Source organism: Variovorax sp. KK3 (assembly GCF_001984055.1).
Taxonomy (GTDB): Bacteria; Pseudomonadota; Gammaproteobacteria; order Burkholderiales; family Burkholderiaceae_C; genus Variovorax.
Genome location: NZ_LYVO01000069.1, coordinates 25,496 through 41,349 on the forward strand (window position 1 = coordinate 25,496; position 15,854 = coordinate 41,349).

The following is a 15,854-nucleotide window of genomic DNA, read 5'->3' on the forward strand; positions in this document are numbered from 1 at the left end:
CGCCCGGCCTTCCAACCAGGAGACATCGATGAGCATCCCGAATGCGGGCGGCGCGCTGCGCCTCGCCCTGATCGCCATGGCCCCGGCCATCCTCGCGGCCTGCGGCGGAGGCGGCGGTGGCACCGTGCTGCCGCCGGTGGCGTCCGCGCCCGAGGTCTCGCGCAACCTGTCGGAGAAATGTCCCACGCTGCGCGGCGAAACGCTGGCCGGCGGCACGGTCGTCATCGACGACGCGCGCCTGGTTGCTGCGCAGTCGCCGCAGCCGGCCTACTGCGTGCTCACCGCGCGCTTCACCCGTTCGAGCCTGCGCTTCGAGGCCAAGCTGCCCGTGGAAGGCTGGAACGGCAAGCTTGCCTTTCTCGGCGGCGGCGGCTTCGATGGCCAGTTTCCCAAGGCGACCGATCCGCAGTTCAGCCCCTCCATCTTCAGCGAGCGCTACGCGACCATCGGCACCAACGGCGGCTACGACTACGGCGGCCCGCCCGACGCCGGCTACTTCGCGGCGCGCTTCGCTCTCGACGACACCAAGCTGCTCGACTTCACGCAGCAATCGGAGCACCGCGCGCTGCCGCCGGGCAAGGAGGCGATCAACAAGTTCTTCGGCAGCGCGCCGTCGCGCAGCTACTTCGAAGGCTGCTCGATGGGCGGCCACGATGCGCTCATGCAGGCGCAGCGCTTCCCGGAGGACTTCGACGGCATCGTGGCGCGTGCGCCGGCGGGCAACATCATGGGCTTGTTCGTGCAGTTCAACCGCATCTCGAAGCAGGTGCGGCAGCCCGCGAACACGTTGAACGCGGCCAAGCAGAGCCTGCTGGCGAAGTCCGTGCTCGCGCAGTGCGACACGCTCGATGGCCTGGCCGACGGCATCATCTCCAAGCCCTCGGCCTGCAACTACAACGCGAGTGCCCTGCGCTGCACGGGCGGCGCCGACACCGGTGATGGTTGCCTGTCGGATGCGCAGATCGCGACGGTCAACACCATCACATCGCCGGTGGCGACCGCGCACGGCGCGTGGTCGCACCCGGGCTACAACTTCGGGCTGGAAGACCAGCCCAAGGGTTGGGGCGAGTACATCTGGCCGCAGGCCGCGCTGGGCGGCAACTCGATCCAGGGCATGTTCTCGGACGGCTTCGTGCGTTCGTTCATCGCACGCGACGCGGCCTACGATCCGCTCGGCTGGAATCCCGACCAGTGGCTGCCGCGCATGGCGGCGGTGGGCGAGCTTTTCAGCGCGAACGATCCCGATCTGACGCGGCTCAATGCGCGCGGCGCCAAGCTGATCCTGTGGAACGGCACCAACGACACCTCGGTCAGCGCTCGCGACACCGCGCGCTATTACGACAGCGTTCGCAATACGCTGGGCGCTGCGCGAACCAACGAAACGGTGGAGCTGTTCCTCGCGCCCGGTGTCGGCCATTGCTACGGCGGTGCGGGGCCCGACCGCGTCGACCTGCTGCAGGCCATGGCCACCTGGGTGGAACGCGGCGTGCCGGCGTCGAGCCAGCAACTCCAGCATCGCAAGCTCGATGCCGCGGGAGCGACCACCATGGCTCGCCCGCTGTGCAAGTACCCGGCCTATGCGCGCTACAACGGCGCGGGGGACGTGAATTCGGCTGCGAGCTATCAGTGCGTGGAGTGAAGTTCGACGCGGCCGGGGCGGTGCGGTCCGCGGCCTAGAATGGCCCGGCCCGCCGCGACCCCCTCAGGCGCGGCGCGGCCGGAGACATCCTGGATGGAACTGCGGCAGTTCAAGTACTTCGTCGCCATCGTCGACAGCGGCAGCCTCTCGCGTGCGGCGCAGCAGCTCTACATCGCGCAGTCGGCACTCAGCAAGCAAATGGCTGAGTTGGAATCCGAACTCGAAACGCAGCTGCTGCTGCGCAGCCGCAATGGCGTGGCGATGACCGAGGCCGGCAAGATCTTCTACGAATACGCACAAGGCATCACCAAGCAGGTCGGCGATGCCCGCGCGGCGGTGCATGCGGCGGCCGATGCGGTCACGGGCACGGTGGTGGCGGCCCTGCCGCAGAGCGTGTCGCCGATGATCGCGCTGCCGCTCATGCGCGCGGCCGCGCGCCGCTACCCGCAAGCGGTGCTGCATTTGAACGAGGAACTCACCGGCAACATGGCCGACCAGCTGTTGCGTGGCCGGGTCGACGTGGCGGTTTTCTCGCCGACCATGCCCAAGGAAGACATCGCCTTCACGCCGCTGATCGAAGAAGACTTCGTGTTCCTCGAGTCGCCGCAGAGCCCCGATGCGCTGCCGGCGGGCGAGGTCAGCATCGAGCAGGCGATCGCGCGGCCGCTGGTGTGGCCGGCCAACGCGCATGGGCACTGCACACGCTGGCTGGTGGATGCCGCACTCGAGGCCGAAGGCTATCCGGCGGCTCGCGTGGCGGCGGAGATCAATTCGGTCTACACGCTCAAGTCGGCGGTCGAGGCCGGGCTGGGGCCGACCATCATGCCGCTGGGCCTGGCGCAGCGCGAGGTGGCCGAGGGCCGGCTGGCGGCGCACCGGCTGAACTCGAAGGTTATGCACCGCACGCTGGGCTTGTGCGTGTCGGTGCACCTGCCCACCAGCAATGCCAAGCGCGCGATGTGCAACTTGATCGCGGACGTGCTGCGCGATCTGGCCGAGACGGGGCAATGGCTGGGCGCGCGTGCCATCAAGGCACCCGCGCGGCCGAGCGCATCGCGGCGCGCCTGAGGGCTCGCGTTCGCGTCAGCCTTCGTCGAATCCCAGGAAGGACGCGAACTCGTCGACGGCGGCCCGAGGCATGTCGAGCCGATTGAGCGCAGCATCCGGCGCTGCATACCCCATCGACATGCCGCACGCGATGGTGCGACCCGCCGGCAGTTGCAGGGCATCGAGGATGACCGGCTCGTGCCGCACGAACGAGACCTGCGGGCAGGTGTCCAGCCCTCGCGACCGTGCCGCGAGCATGAGCGTCTGCAGGAACAGCCCGAAGTCGAGCCAGCTGTGCCGGGTCAGCCGCGAGTCGATGGAGAAGATGAGCCCCACCGGCGCATCGAAGAAGCGGTAGTTGCGCCCGGTCTGCCGGTAGCGGCCCGTGGCGTCGTCGCGGTCGATGCCCAGCGTGCGGTAGTAGCGGGTGCCGAAGTCGGCTTGGCGGTCCTTGCACGACGGGGGAAGATCGCTCGGGAAATGCCGTGAAGCGGGCAACTCGTCGCTCTCGTGCGAGCGCATCAGCGCTTCGGTGAGCCGCTGCTTGGCGTCGCCCTGCAGCGCGTGGACGAACCACGGCTGCGTGTTGGAGTTGCTGGGGGCGAAGCGCGCGACGTCGAGGATGTCCATCACCATCGACCTGGGCACCGGCCTCGGAAGAAAGGCGCGCACCGCCGTTCTCGACTTGACGACCGCGTCCATGACGCGCCGCGCTTCCGCTTGCGTCGGCGTGTCGGCATCGTTGCGGAAGGGTGGCGGGTCTGCGAGGTTCATGCCCTGATGCTGGCAGCAGACCGGTGCGCGATTAATTGAATCCTGTGCAAGGGCGACGTGCAGATTGTTCGCTTCCGTGCCGACGCGTCCGCTGGCACTGTGCGGCCATGAACGATCGAGACCAACTCATTTCCGCCAGCCTGCCCTTTCTCGCGGAGGTGCAGGACATGACCGCCGGCACCGAGGTCGAGCGCTGGCTCAATGCGACGCACGGACCGGGTAGCACGCTGTACGAGGAACTGGCGGCACTGGTGAAGGCCGGGGTTCGCGATGGCTGGGCAGCCAACATCGAGATCGACGGACCGCGCTACCGCCGCAGCCGCATCTGCGATCCGAGCGCCGAGACGCTGGGCTTCAGCATCACGGCGGTGTACATGAGCAGCAACGACAACCCGCAGCGCAACCCGGGCGACAGCTACCGCGGGCAGTACCACGCGCATCCCTACGGCGAGTTCAACATGGTCGTGCCGCTCGACGAGAGCGCGGCACTCGCGGGGCCGAACGGCTGGTGCCATGCAGGCTGGACGGCGCCGGCGCCGGGCAGCCATCACTATCCGGAAGTCAGGCGAGGGGCGGTGATCGCGTTGTTCTTCTTGCCGGCAGGGCGAATCTCGTACAACGTCGAGGTGCCTGATTCACTGCCAGCCATTCCGGACTGAGGGGCGGCGCGCCTTGCCCAACCCGAGGCGCGGAACGCCTACGGGAATCGATGAGGAACGCTGGGATTCGTGGTGCCCGGGGCCGGAATCGAACCGGCACGCCTTGCGGCGGGGGATTTTGAGTCCCCTGCGTCTACCAATTTCACCACCCGGGCAAGGGAAGGAAGGAAGCCCAAAATTATGGCACAGTGCCTGCCATGGCAAACCCGAACTACCCGACGATCGAGGATGCGATCGGCAAGACGCCCCTGGTCGCGCTGCAGCGCATCGACCATGCCGAGAACGACAAGCGCGGCAACGTCATCCTTGCCAAGCTGGAAGGCAATAACCCCGCGGGTTCGGTGAAGGACCGGCCAGCGCTGTCGATGATCAAGCGCGCGGAAGAACGCGGCGAGATCAAGCCCGGCGATACGCTGATCGAGGCGACGTCGGGCAACACCGGCATCGCGCTCGCCATGGCGGCGGCCATCAAGGGCTACCGCATGGTGCTGATCATGCCGGAGGACCTGTCGGTCGAGCGGGCCCAGACCATGAAGGCTTTCGGCGCTGAGCTCCTGCTTACCCCCAAGAGCGGCGGCATGGAATACGCCCGTGACCTGGCCGAGCAGATGGTGGCGCAGGGCAAGGGCCGCGTGCTCGACCAGTTCGCCAACCCCGACAACCCACGCATCCACTACGAGACCACCGGGCCCGAGATCTGGGCCGACACCGGCGGGCGCATCTCGCATTTCGTGAGCGCGATGGGCACCACGGGCACCATCACCGGCGTGTCGCATTTCCTGAAGGAGAAGAACGCCGCGGTGCGCATCATCGGCGCGCAGCCCGAGGAAGGTTCTCGCATTCCAGGCATCCGCAAGTGGCCCGAGGAATACCTGCCCAAGATCTACGAGCCCAGCCGGGTCGACCAGCTGGTGCTGGTGAGCCAGGACCAGGCGGAGGAGATGTGCCGGCGCCTCGCGCGCGAGGAAGGCATCTTCGCCGGCATCTCCTCGGCCGGCGCGTTGTGGGTGGCGCTCGAGATCGCGAAGACGGTGGAGAACGCCACGATCGTGTTCGTGGTCTGCGACCGCGGCGACCGCTATTTGTCGACCGGCGTGTTCCCGGCCTGAGCGCGATGAGCGACCCCAAGTTCTGCACGGCGTGCGCCACGCCGCTGGCACACATCGAACTGGCGGAAGACGGTGGCCCCAAGTCGCGCCTGCGCTGCCCGGCCTGCGGCTGGACCCACTGGAACAACCCGACGCCGGTGCTCGCCGCGATCATCGAATACCGCGGCCAGGTGCTGCTGGCGCGCAACGCGGCCTGGCCGCACAAGATGTACGCGTTGATCACGGGCTTCATGGAGGCCGGCGAGACGCCGCAGGACGGCATCGCGCGCGAGATCAAGGAAGAAACCAATCTCGACGCCAGCGCGTTGAACCTGGTGGGCGTCTACGACTTCCAGCGCATGAACCAGGTGATCATTGCCTACCACGCGGTGGCAGACGGCGAGGTGCGGCTGTCACCGGAACTGGTGGACTACCGGCTCTACGACCTGGGCCAGCTGCGCTGCTGGCCGGCCGGCACCGGCTACGCGCTGGCCGACTGGCTGCGCACCCGCGGGCACGAGCCGCAGTTCATGGACTGGCCGCGCCCGGCGGACCCGGCGGCGGGCACGGCGCCTGCCGCCTCCTAGAATCCGCCAGCCGGACAAGGAACACCGATGGACATCCACAAAGAAATCGACACCCGCGGACTCAACTGTCCGCTGCCCATCCTGAAGGCGAAGAAGACGCTCAATGGCATGCAGAGCGGTCAATTGCTCAGGGTCGTGTCGACCGACGCAGGCTCCGTGCGCGACTTCCAGGCCTTCGCGCGCCAGACCGGCAACGATCTGGTCGAGCAGCAGACGGTGGGCGACGACTTCATCCACGTGCTGCGGCGCCGTTGACGGTAAGGCCGTGAAGCGCGGCGTCCGCCTTGCCGCAGGAGCCCTGGCGCTGGCCGTGGCGGCCGGTGCACTGACGCTGGGCCTGTGGAGCGACGGCATGCCGAACGACAACTTTCCTCCCAGCACCGCTGCGCCCGGGTCGATTCCGCTGGCCGTCCTGGGCGATTCCAACAGCCATTCGTACCAGGACCATGCCTGGTTTCCGGCGGGCGGGGGCGAACGCGGTGGGCCCCTGCGTTCGCGCACCTTTCAATGGACCGAGGTGCTCGCGAAGCTGCGGGGCCAGCAAGTGGATCTGGGGCCCTGGGTGCGCTGGGGGCGCCCCGGTGTGGTCGCGCTGGCGCGCGAATGGATGGGGCTGCCGGGCGGCCGCGCGCCCCTCAAGGAAGACTATCTCTACAACTTCGCCAATTCGGGTGCGTCCTGCAAGAACCTGATGGACGGGCGCTTCCGCCAGGCGCCGCGGCTGGTGGCTTTGATGGACCAGGATCCCGAGCGTTGGAAGCGCGGCGCGGTGGTGATCCGCATCGGGTTCAACGACTGGGGTGGCTCGGTGGACCTGCAGGCGAGCGACCCGACCGCGGCGCCCTTGCGCGAAGCGACGGCCCGTTGCGCGGGCGACATCGGCGCGGCGGTGGCGTTGATCCGGCGCACGCATCCGTCCACACGGATCATGCTGGTCGGCATCGGCAACGAGGCGGACGATCCGGCCAACTTCGAGCGCTGGGCGTCAGCGGACGCCACCCGCAACATCGATACCGCGCTCGGCGGCTTCAACGGGGCGATCCGCCGCCTGGCAGAGGGTGACGCGCAGGTCGCGTATTTCGACGACCTGGCCTGGTTTCGCTCGAAGTGGGGCACGCGGGCTGCCGATGGGCGGCCGGACTACAAGGCGGTTGAATTGGGGCCATCGCTGCGCGTGGCCAACGCCATCGGCGACGACCCGCGCAATTCATTCCTGGAAGACCGGCACCCGGGATTGGTGTTCAACGCGATGTGGGCGCAATCACTGGTCGCCCGTTTGCGCGACGACTTCGGCCTGCCGCTCACGCCGATCGGCGACGAGGAACTGCTGGGCTTCCTCGGGCCGCTGGTGACGGCTGCGCCGCCGTCGGGGTCTGCTAAAGCTCCAGGGTCTTGAGGTAGGCGCGAAACTGCGCGCCGACTTCAGGGTGAGCCAGTGCGAGCTCGACGCTGGCCTGCAGGAAGCCTTCCTTGCTGCCGCAGTCGTAGCGCACGCCCTGGTAGGCGTAGGCGTAGACCGATTCCTTCTTCATCAGCGCGGCGATACCGTCGGTGAGCTGGATTTCGCCGCCGGCGCCCTTGGGCTGGTTGCGGATCTCGTCGAACACGCCCGGCGTCAGGACGTAGCGCCCGGCCACGCCGAGGCGCGAGGGAGCGTCTTCGGGCTTCGGCTTCTCGACCATGCGGTTGACCTTGACCATGCCTTCCTCGATGGTGTCGCCAGCCACGATGCCGTAGCGCTTGACCTGATCGAGGGGGACTTCCTGCACAGCGATCAGCGAACCGCCGAGGCGTTCGAAGGCGCGGGTCATTTGGGCGAGCACCGGTTCGCCGTTCGGCGGGCCGACCATCAAGTCATCGGCCAGCAGCACCGCGAAGGGCTCGTCGCCGACCAGGTGCTCGGCGCACAGCACGGCATGGCCCAGGCCCAGCATGCGGGGCTGCCGCACGTAGGAGCAGGTCATGTCGTCCGGCATCACCGAACGCGCGATGTTGAGCAGCTCAGTCTTGTTGCTGGCCTCGAGCTGGCTTTCGAGCTCGTAGGCGGTGTCGTAATGGTCTTCGATGGCGCGCTTGTTGCGGCCAGTCACGAAGATCATGTCGCGGATGCCGGCGGCATAGGCTTCTTCGACCGCGTACTGGATCAGCGGCTTGTCCACCACCGGCAGCATTTCCTTGGGCTGGGCCTTGGTGGCCGGCAGGAAACGGGTGCCGAAGCCGGCGACGGGGAACACGGCCTTGCGGATGCGCTTGGTGGTAGTGGACATGGGCTTGGGCTTCTGGTCGAAAGGGATGGAATCTGGAGAGGCTGGCGCACCGAAGCGCCGACCCCGAATACTAAAGCTCTCCGCCTCCAGGCAGTGTCAGCCGAGGCGCACAAGCTGCTCGCGCAGCCGCTCCAGAGTGGCGTTGAAGTCCACCAGGCGCTTGCGTTCCTGCTCGATCACCGCGGCCGGCGCCTTGGCGACGAAAGCCTCGTTGCCGAGTTTGCCGTCGACCTTGACGATCTCGCCTTCGATACGCGCGACCTCCTTGCCGATGCGGGCTTTTTCCGCGGCCTTGTCGATTTCCATGTGCAGGCACAGGCGCACGTCGCCCACCACCGCCACCGGGGCGGCTTCGGCCGCGGCGGCCCAGGACGCCTGGTCGTCGAAAACCTTGACTTCCTTGAGCTTGGCCAATGCCTGCAGGACGGGCGCGGCCTCGCGCACGAAGGCCGTGCCTTCCGGCGAATCGCCGACGGCGTAGAGCGGCAGCCGCAGGGCGGGCGAGATGTTCATTTCGCCACGCAGCGTGCGGCAGGCATCCACCAGTTGCTTGAGGCGCGCGACGTGCGCCTCGGCCGCCGGGTCGATCTTCTCGGGCTGGCTCTCGGGGTAGGGCGCGACCATCACCGATTCGCCGGCGCGGCCGGCGACAGGCGCGACCTTCTGCCACAGCTCTTCGGTGATGAAGGGGATGAGCGGGTGCGCCAGGCGCAGCAGCGCCTCGAGCGAGCGGATCAGCGTGCGGCGGGTGGCGCGCTGTTGCGCTTCGTCGCCCTGCTGGATCTGCACCTTGGCGATCTCGAGATACCAGTCGCAGAACTCGTCCCAGGCGAACTGGTAGATGGCATTGGCCACGTTGTCGAGCCGATATTCTTCGAAGCCCTTGGCGACTTCGGCTTCGACCCGCTGCAGCTGCGAGGCGATCCAGCGGTCCGCCTGGCTGAACTTCATGTAGCCGTGCGCCGGCCCGCCCGGGGCGCATTCGGCCTTGGTGTGCTCGCGCAGGCCGCAATCCTGGCCTTCGCAGTTCATGAGCACGAAGCGCGTGGCGTTCCACAGCTTGTTGCAGAAGTTGCGATAGCCCTCGCAGCGCTTCGAATCGAAGTTGATGTTGCGGCCCAGCGATGCGAGCGATGCGAAGGTGAACCGCAAGGCGTCGGCACCGAAGGCCGGAATGCCCTCGGGAAACTCCTTTTGCGTGTTCTTGCGCACGGTCGGCGCCGTTTCGGGGCGGCGCAGGCCCACCGTGCGCTTGTCCAGCAGTTCGGGCAGCGCGATGCCGTCGATCAGGTCCACCGGGTCGAGCACGTTGCCCTCGGACTTGCTCATCTTCTGCCCGTGCGAGTCGCGCACCAGGCCGTGGATGTACACGTGTTTGAAAGGCACCCGACCGGTGAAGTGCTTGCTCATCATGATCATCCGGGCGACCCAGAAGAAGATGATGTCGTAGCCGGTGACGAGCACGGTGGAGGGCAGGTAGAGGTCGTAGTCTTGCGTTTGCTCCGGCCAGCCCAGCGAAGAGAAAGGCACCATGGCCGAGGAATACCAGGTGTCGAGCACGTCCTCGTCGCGCGTGAGGGTCTTGCCGGGCGCCTGCGCCTGGGCCTCGGCCTCGTTGCGTGCGACGTACACCTTGCCGTCGGCGTCGTACCACGCGGGAATCTGGTGGCCCCACCAGAGCTGGCGCGAGATGGTCCAGTCCTGGATGTTCTCCATCCAGTGGTTGTAGGTGTTGACCCAGTTCTCGGGAACGAAGCGCACTTCGCCGGAGCGCACCGCGTCGATGGCCTTCTGGGCGATCGATTGGCCGTTGGCGTCGGGCTTGTTCATGGCCACGAACCACTGGTCGGTCAGCATCGGCTCGACCACGGCGCCGGTGCGTGCGCAGCGCGGCACCATGAGCTTGTGCTTCTTGATTTCGACGAGCAGGCCGAGCGCCTCGAGGTCGGCCACCACGGCCTTGCGCGCGTCGAAGCGGTCGAGGCCGCGGTACTTCTCGGGTGCGTTGTCGTTGATCGCGGCATCGAGCGTCAGCACGCCGATGATGGGCAAGTGGTGGCGCAGGCCGACGGCGTAGTCGTTGGGGTCGTGCGCGGGCGTCACTTTGACCACGCCGGTGCCGAATTCCTTGTCGACGTAGTCGTCGGCGATGACCGGGATCAGTCGATCGACCAGGGGCAGCCTGACCTTGCGGCCGATCAGGGCCTTGTAGCGTTCGTCTTCCGGATGGACCATCACCGCGGTGTCGCCCAGCATGGTTTCGGGCCGCGTGGTGGCCACCGTGAGCGAACCCGAGCCGTCTTCCAGTGGATAGGCGATGTGCCAGAGGAAGCCTTCTTCCTCCTCGCTTTCGACTTCCAGGTCGCTCACGGCGGTCTTGAGCATCGGATCCCAGTTGACCAGCCGCTTGCCCCGGTAGATCAGGCCTTCTTCGAAGAGCCGAACGAAGGTGTCGGTGACGACGGCCGAGAGCTTGTCGTCCATCGTGAAGTATTCGCGGCTCCAGTCGACCGTGTCGCCCATGCGGCGCATCTGGTTGGTGATGGTGTTGCCGGACTGCTGCTTCCATTCCCACACGCGCGCGACGAAGTTCTTGCGGCCCAGGTCGTGCCGGCTGATCTTCTGTTCCTGCAACTGGCGCTCGACCACGATCTGCGTTGCGATGCCGGCATGGTCGGTGCCCGGCACCCACAGCGTGTTGGCGCCCTTCATGCGGTGATAGCGCGTGAGGCTGTCCATGATCGTCTGGTTGAACGCATGGCCCATGTGCAGCGTGCCGGTGACGTTGGGCGGCGGCAGCTGGATCGCGAAGGCGGGCGCTTCCGCTTTCGGCGCGCCCGTGCCGCGGAAGCCTGCCGCGGCGTAGCCGCGTCGCTCCCATTCGGGGCCCCAACGCGCCTCGAGGGCGGCGGGTTCGAAGGACTTGGACAGGCTCTGGAGGCCGGGTTGGGACGTGGTGTCGCTCATGGCTTGTGCGGGCAGTGCGGGCAGTGCAAAGACCAAAACGGCATCCCGCAGGATGCCGTCTCGAAGGATGGGGAAGCGGCGGATTTTATTCGAGTGCGAGCGCCATCGTGCTTAGCGCCCGGGCGCGTAGTTCACGGGAATCCAGACGTAGCCGTTGCCCTGCGCGCGCAGGCGGCCGATGCCCGGGAAGGACAGATGCGCGCCGCCCACCAGATAGCCTTGCGCGGCCGCTTCGGTGTAGGCCTTGCGGCGCTGTGCCGCGGCGGCCTTGGAATCGGTGTCGAACTGGATCGTGATGGACGGGTTCTCGAATTGCACCGCGGCCACGTGCATCAGGTCGCCCCAGAAGGCCATCTTCTGGCCTTTGCTCTCGATGAAATACACGGTGTGACCGGCAGTATGGCCGGGAGTTGCCCGGGCCTTGAGGCCCGGCAGCAGATCGGTGTCGCCGTTGAAGGGCTTGAAGCGGCCGGCCGCGACATAGGGGTTGAGCGACGCCATGGCGCCCTGGAAGAAGCCCTTGGCGTCGGCGGGCGCCTTGTCCATGTTGGCCTGGCTCAGCCAGAAGTCGGCGTCGTGCTGATCGGCTCGCACGACTGCGTTGGGGAAGGCCGGCTTGCCGTCTGCCACCAGGCCGCCCACGTGGTCCGGGTGCATGTGCGTGATGTAGACCTCGTCCACCTGTTCGGGTTGGTAGCCCGCCGCCTTGAGGTTGGCCGCCAGGCGGCCCAGCGTCGGGCCGAACAGGCCGGCGGCACCAGCGTCGATCAGCACCAGCTTGTCGCCGGTGTTGACGAGGTAGCCGTTGACGGAGGTTTCGAGCGGGCTCTCGAGGTGCGAGCGTGCCAGTGTCTTCTTGACCTGGGCGGGAGACGTGCGCGTGAGCAGATCGTGCACCGGCAGCGCGACCGTTCCGTCGGAGAGGGCCGTGACCTCGAAGTCGCCGACCATGATGCGGTAGTAGCCGGGGGCGGCTTCCTTGGCGAAGGGCGCTGCCGCCCGGGTGGGCGTCGGCAGGGTCCATGCCGCCAGCGCACAGGCGGCGGCGAGGAAGAAGGCACGGGTGCGTGGCAACGAGGCAGCCATCATCAGGGTCTCCTGCGGGTCGAGTGGATTGAAATGCAGGCGGACTCTATACCCCTTGCCGATCGCCTGCTGCGGCGCCGAAGATAATTCGCCGATGCTTTTTCTGCTTTCCCCGGCCAAGTCGCTCGACTACGAAACCCCCGTTCCCGGTGCGCTGCCTGCGACGACGCCGCACTTCGAAGGGCCGCGCAGTCCGGCCGCAGAGCTGATCAAGATCCTGCGCCAGAAGTCTCCCCAGGACATCGGCGAACTCATGCACCTGTCGGACAAACTGTCGGCGCTCAATGTCGCACGCTACGCGGCCTGGGCGTCGCGAGGCACGGAGGCGAACGCGAAGCAGGCGGCGCTGGCATTCGATGGCGATGTCTACGGCGGGCTCGATGCAAAGACGCTGAGCCCGGCGCAGCTCGATTGGGCGCAGGATCACGTGTGCATCCTCAGCGGCCTTTACGGCGTGTTGCGCCCGCTGGACCGGCTGCAGCCGTATCGGCTCGAAATGGGGACGCAGCTCGCCAATCGGCATGGCAAGGATCTCTATGCCTTCTGGAACTCGCGCATAGCCGATTACCTCAATCAGCGGTTGGTGGCCGATCGCACGCCGGTGGTCATCAACCTGGCCTCGCAGGAATACTTCAGGTCGGTCGACCTGAAGACGTTGAAGGCCCGCGTGGTCGAATGCGTGTTCGAGGAGTGGAAGAATGGCAAATACAAGGTCATCAGCTTCTTCGCCAAGCGCGCCCGCGGCCTGATGGCGCGCTGGGCCGTGATGCACAAGGCCTCCACGCCGCGGGCGTTGGAGAAGTTCGATCTCGAAGGTTACGTCTTCGACGCGCATGCATCGGCGCCGGAGCGTTTCGTATTCCGAAGGAAAACAGCGTGACGGGTCAAGCCATCAGTCCGGAACTGCGCGAGTGGATCGTTGCCCAGCTGGCAGCCGGGCACTCCATCCCGAGTCTGCGCGTCTCGATGCGCGAAGCCGGCTGGCAGGCCGACGTCGCCGAGTCCGCGCTGGCCGAGTTCGACCCTTCGCGTCCAGTGGCGCCGGTGGCAGCGCCTGTTGCGCAGGTTGCACTGCCTGGGCCGGACTTGTCGAGCGCGCCGCTCTACATCGACACTGGCGATCGTCGCGTGCAGGTGTTGCAGACCGTGACTCACCCGCGCGTGATCGTATTCGGCGATCTGCTGTCCGACGAAGAATGCGAAGCGTTGATCCTGGGGGCGCGCCAACGGCTGGCGCGCTCGCTCACCGTCGAAGCGAAGACCGGCGGGGAGGCCCTCAACGTCGACCGTACGAGCGACGGCATGTTCTTCGAGCGCGGCGAGAACCCGGTGGTCGCGCGGCTGGAGCAGCGCATTGCCACGCTGCTGCGCTGGCCGCTGGAGTTCGGCGAGGGGCTGCAGATCTTGCGCTATTCGCCGGGCGCGCAGTACCGGCCGCACTACGACTACTTCGACCCGAGCGAGCCCGGGACGCCGACCATCCTGCGTCGTGGTGGGCAGCGCGTTGCGACGCTGGTGATGTATCTGCAAGAGCCCGATCAAGGCGGCGCCACGACTTTTCCCGATGTGGGGCTCGAGGTCGCGCCCAAGCGCGGCACCGGTGTTTTCTTCAGCTACGACAGACCCGATCCGGGAACGCGGACGCTGCATGGAGGCGCACCAGTGCTGTCCGGTGAGAAGTGGGTCGCGACCAAGTGGCTCCGTGAGCGCGAGTTCACCTAGCCTGTGCGCAAGTCAAGCTGAAGAAGCCATGAAGCTCAATGCCAACGGAATCCAGATCGAGGTCGAAGACAGCGGCGGCGAAGGGCGGCCGGTGGTGCTGCTGATCATGGGGTTGGGCATGCAGTTGATCGCCTGGCCGGATGACTTCGTGCAGACGTTGATCGATGCGGGCTTTCGGGTGGTGCGGCACGACAACCGGGACATCGGGTTGAGCCAGGGCTTCGATGAAGCGCCTGCCGCAAATTTGCTCTGGCAGAGTGTGCGGCAACGCATCGGCTTGCAGGTGCGCTCCGCCTATTCGCTGCAGGACATGGCGAACGATGCGCTCGGCGTGCTGGAAGCGCTGGGTATCCGGCATGCGCATGTGGTCGGGGCGTCGATGGGCGGCATGATCGCCCAGCGCGTGGCTGCCAGTGCGCCGGATCGCGTGACCAGCCTGGTGAGCATCATGAGCTCGAGTGGTGCGCGTCAGCTGCCGGGGCCACGTGCCGATGTCGCTGCGGCGCTGATGCGGCGTCCGGCCAGCCGGACGGAAGCCGCCTTGGTGGCTCACAGCCTTGGGTTGGTTCGACTGATCTCCAGCCCTGCCTATCCCCAGGAAGAGCGGGCGCTGACGGAGCGCATTACCCGCGGATTGCGCCGCGCCTATCGGCCAGCGGGCGTCGTGCGGCAGATGCTGGCCATCGGTGCGGACAGTGGCCGGCATGTGCTGCTGAGCCGCATCGCCAGTCCGACGCTGGTGCTTCACGGCGATGCCGATCCGCTGGTGCCCATGGCATGCGGACAGGACACGGCTCGCCGCATCCCTGGCGCGCGTTTCGTATCGGTCGCAGGCATGGGCCATGACATGCCGCCGCCGGTGTGCGACATCCTGCTGCAACACATCATTCCTTTCATGCAGACTGCCGAGAAACAAAACGGGCATGAGCCTCGACAACACCCCTGAACAATCGCAACTGGGCCGTGCCTCGGCCTACGTGGACCGCTACGACGCCGGGCTCCTCTTTCCGATCCCGCGGGCGACGCAGCGCGAAGCCATGGGGATTCGGGCGCAGCAGCTGCCGTTCTTCGGGGCCGACCTTTGGACCGCCTTCGAGCTCAGCTGGCTCAATCCACGCGGCAAGCCCCAGCTGGCGATCGCGCACTTCACCGTGCCGTGCGAAACGCCGAACATCATCGAGAGCAAGTCGTTCAAGCTCTATCTCAACAGCTTCAACAGCAGCGTCTTCGAAGGCGCCGATGCCGTGCGCGAGCGCTTGCGGGCGGATCTGAGCGAGGCGGTTTGGCGTGGCGCCGACCGCGTGGCTGGCATCGGGGTAAAGCTGATGGCGCCGGAGGCCTTTGACCGGGAGCAGGTTCAGGAGCTGGATGGAGTCGATCTCGATCGACTCGATATCGAGTGCACGCACTATCAGCCGGCGCCGGAACTGCTGTCGAGCGACTCGACGCAAACGCCGGTCAGCGAAACGCTGTGCAGCCGATTGCTCAAGAGCAACTGTCTTGTCACTGGCCAGCCCGATTGGGGAAGCGTGCAGATCCGCTACAGCGGGCCGCAGATCGACCAGGCGGGGTTGCTGGCGTACATCGTCAGCTTTCGGAACCACAACGAGTTCCATGAGCCTTGCGCCGAACGCATGTTTCAGGACATCTGGCGAAGGTGTCAGCCAACCAAATTGGCGGTCTATGCGCGCTACACGCGACGAGGCGGTTTGGATATCAGTCCGTTCCGCACCAGTTGGCCTCAGGCGTTGCCGGCGAACGTCCGGACTGCGCGTCAATAGTGGACCGCGCGCTGGCAGTGGCGCAGGGCAGAAGGCATCCACAAAAAACTTGGCAGTCGTTGCGCTGGGCGCAATATCTGTGTCATAATCAAAGGCTCCGCTCAAGACGGTGGCTGATGTGGATTCTCTGTGGTCTGCGTGGTTCGAGGTCTTGTGTGGGGTGGTTGGGGGTGATGAGGTATGTCTGCGAGGGCTGCTTTAAAAAAACTTCAAAAAAGTTAGCTGGTTCTTCAAAAA

At 66.5% G+C, this 15,854-nt stretch carries 15 protein-coding genes and 1 tRNA gene; 11 read left to right on the top strand and 5 right to left on the bottom strand.

What is annotated here, in order from left to right; translation table 11 throughout:
- The first annotated feature begins 28 nt into the window (after positions 1-28).
- The gene (locus B0W80_RS25955) at positions 29-1,639 is read left to right on the top strand and encodes a tannase/feruloyl esterase family alpha/beta hydrolase (RefSeq protein WP_077002046.1); all 1,611 of its coding nucleotides are present in this window, start codon (positions 29-31) and stop codon (positions 1,637-1,639) included.
- Between the two features lie 93 nt (positions 1,640-1,732).
- Positions 1,733-2,707: a LysR substrate-binding domain-containing protein gene (locus B0W80_RS25960; protein ID WP_077002047.1), complete on the top strand. Its 975-nt coding sequence runs from the start codon at positions 1,733-1,735 to the stop codon at positions 2,705-2,707.
- 15 nt (positions 2,708-2,722) lie between these two features.
- Here B0W80_RS25960 and B0W80_RS25965 read toward each other — a convergent pair whose 3' ends face one another.
- Complete coding sequence (locus B0W80_RS25965) at positions 2,723-3,460, bottom strand: nitroreductase (protein ID WP_083745645.1); 738 nt, start codon at positions 3,458-3,460, stop codon at positions 2,723-2,725.
- 107 nt (positions 3,461-3,567) lie between these two features.
- Here B0W80_RS25965 and B0W80_RS25970 point away from each other — a divergent pair, with 107 nt between their 5' ends.
- Positions 3,568-4,119, top strand: coding sequence for a DUF4863 family protein (locus tag B0W80_RS25970; RefSeq protein WP_077002048.1), 552 nt, complete (start codon positions 3,568-3,570; stop codon positions 4,117-4,119).
- Between the two features lie 70 nt (positions 4,120-4,189).
- Here B0W80_RS25970 and B0W80_RS25975 read toward each other — a convergent pair.
- A tRNA-Leu gene (locus B0W80_RS25975) sits at positions 4,190-4,274 on the bottom strand.
- Positions 4,275-4,316: 42 nt separating this feature from the next.
- Between B0W80_RS25975 and cysM the strand changes: the two genes are divergently transcribed.
- Genes cysM through B0W80_RS25995 form a run of 4 tightly spaced genes read left to right on the top strand, consistent with a single transcriptional unit; the run spans position 4,317 to position 7,190 of the window.
- Positions 4,317-5,228 (top strand): cysteine synthase CysM, encoded by a 912-nt coding sequence (cysM, locus tag B0W80_RS25980; protein WP_077002049.1) that lies wholly within the window; start codon positions 4,317-4,319, stop codon positions 5,226-5,228.
- Positions 5,229-5,233: 5 nt separating this feature from the next.
- Positions 5,234-5,794, top strand: coding sequence for an NUDIX domain-containing protein (locus B0W80_RS25985; protein ID WP_143684789.1), 561 nt, complete (start codon positions 5,234-5,236; stop codon positions 5,792-5,794).
- 27 nt (positions 5,795-5,821) lie between these two features.
- Positions 5,822-6,049, top strand: coding sequence for a sulfurtransferase TusA family protein (locus B0W80_RS25990; protein WP_077002050.1), 228 nt, complete (start codon positions 5,822-5,824; stop codon positions 6,047-6,049).
- Positions 6,050-6,059: 10 nt separating this feature from the next.
- Entirely contained in the window at positions 6,060-7,190 is a 1,131-nt protein-coding gene (locus B0W80_RS25995; RefSeq protein ID WP_077002051.1) for an SGNH/GDSL hydrolase family protein, read from the top strand.
- Here the strand turns inward: B0W80_RS25995 and galU are convergent.
- From galU to B0W80_RS26010, 3 genes are all read right to left on the bottom strand, one after another.
- Positions 7,171-8,061 (bottom strand): UTP--glucose-1-phosphate uridylyltransferase GalU, encoded by an 891-nt coding sequence (galU, locus tag B0W80_RS26000; protein ID WP_077002052.1) that lies wholly within the window; start codon positions 8,059-8,061, stop codon positions 7,171-7,173. The genes B0W80_RS25995 and galU overlap by 20 nt on opposite strands.
- A 96-nt stretch (positions 8,062-8,157) precedes the next feature.
- The gene (locus B0W80_RS26005; RefSeq protein WP_077002057.1) at positions 8,158-11,028 is read right to left on the bottom strand and encodes a valine--tRNA ligase; all 2,871 of its coding nucleotides are present in this window, start codon (positions 11,026-11,028) and stop codon (positions 8,158-8,160) included.
- Positions 11,029-11,139: 111 nt separating this feature from the next.
- Positions 11,140-12,114 carry an MBL fold metallo-hydrolase gene (locus B0W80_RS26010; protein WP_256856690.1) on the bottom strand — a complete coding sequence of 325 codons (975 nt, stop codon included), beginning with the start codon at positions 12,112-12,114 and terminating at the stop codon, positions 11,140-11,142.
- A 94-nt stretch (positions 12,115-12,208) separates the two neighbouring features.
- Here B0W80_RS26010 and yaaA point away from each other — a divergent pair, with 94 nt between their 5' ends.
- The 4 genes from yaaA to queF are packed head-to-tail and all read left to right on the top strand — an operon-like array spanning position 12,209 to position 15,617.
- Positions 12,209-12,994 (top strand): peroxide stress protein YaaA, encoded by a 786-nt coding sequence (yaaA, locus tag B0W80_RS36300; protein ID WP_077002058.1) that lies wholly within the window; start codon positions 12,209-12,211, stop codon positions 12,992-12,994.
- Positions 12,991-13,836: a 2OG-Fe(II) oxygenase gene (locus B0W80_RS26020; RefSeq protein ID WP_306171875.1), complete on the top strand. Its 846-nt coding sequence runs from the start codon at positions 12,991-12,993 to the stop codon at positions 13,834-13,836. The genes yaaA and B0W80_RS26020 overlap by 4 nt, the downstream gene beginning before the upstream one ends.
- A 28-nt stretch (positions 13,837-13,864) precedes the next feature.
- Positions 13,865-14,782 (top strand): alpha/beta fold hydrolase, encoded by a 918-nt coding sequence (locus B0W80_RS26025; RefSeq protein WP_077002054.1) that lies wholly within the window; start codon positions 13,865-13,867, stop codon positions 14,780-14,782.
- Positions 14,760-15,617 (top strand): NADPH-dependent 7-cyano-7-deazaguanine reductase QueF, encoded by an 858-nt coding sequence (queF, locus tag B0W80_RS26030; protein ID WP_077002055.1) that lies wholly within the window; start codon positions 14,760-14,762, stop codon positions 15,615-15,617. Before B0W80_RS26025 ends, queF begins: the two co-directional genes overlap by 23 nt.
- The last annotated feature ends 237 nt before the right edge of the window (positions 15,618-15,854 follow it).

Coding starts and splice junctions, on each gene's coding strand:
- B0W80_RS25985 (WP_143684789.1), top strand. CDS start 5,234: ATGAGCGACCCCAAGTTCTGCACGGCGTGCGCCACGCCGCTGGCACAC.
- B0W80_RS25990 (WP_077002050.1), top strand. CDS start 5,822: ATGGACATCCACAAAGAAATCGACACCCGCGGACTCAACTGTCCGCTG.
- B0W80_RS26005 (WP_077002057.1), bottom strand. CDS start 11,028: ATGAGCGACACCACGTCCCAACCCGGCCTCCAGAGCCTGTCCAAGTCC.
- yaaA (WP_077002058.1), top strand. CDS start 12,209: ATGCTTTTTCTGCTTTCCCCGGCCAAGTCGCTCGACTACGAAACCCCC.
- B0W80_RS26010 (WP_256856690.1), bottom strand. CDS start 12,114: ATGGCTGCCTCGTTGCCACGCACCCGTGCCTTCTTCCTCGCCGCCGCC.
- B0W80_RS25970 (WP_077002048.1), top strand. CDS start 3,568: ATGAACGATCGAGACCAACTCATTTCCGCCAGCCTGCCCTTTCTCGCG.
- cysM (WP_077002049.1), top strand. CDS start 4,317: ATGGCAAACCCGAACTACCCGACGATCGAGGATGCGATCGGCAAGACG.
- galU (WP_077002052.1), bottom strand. CDS start 8,061: ATGTCCACTACCACCAAGCGCATCCGCAAGGCCGTGTTCCCCGTCGCC.
- B0W80_RS26025 (WP_077002054.1), top strand. CDS start 13,865: ATGAAGCTCAATGCCAACGGAATCCAGATCGAGGTCGAAGACAGCGGC.
- B0W80_RS25955 (WP_077002046.1), top strand. CDS start 29: ATGAGCATCCCGAATGCGGGCGGCGCGCTGCGCCTCGCCCTGATCGCC.
- B0W80_RS25960 (WP_077002047.1), top strand. CDS start 1,733: ATGGAACTGCGGCAGTTCAAGTACTTCGTCGCCATCGTCGACAGCGGC.
- B0W80_RS25965 (WP_083745645.1), bottom strand. CDS start 3,460: ATGAACCTCGCAGACCCGCCACCCTTCCGCAACGATGCCGACACGCCG.
- queF (WP_077002055.1), top strand. CDS start 14,760: ATGAGCCTCGACAACACCCCTGAACAATCGCAACTGGGCCGTGCCTCG.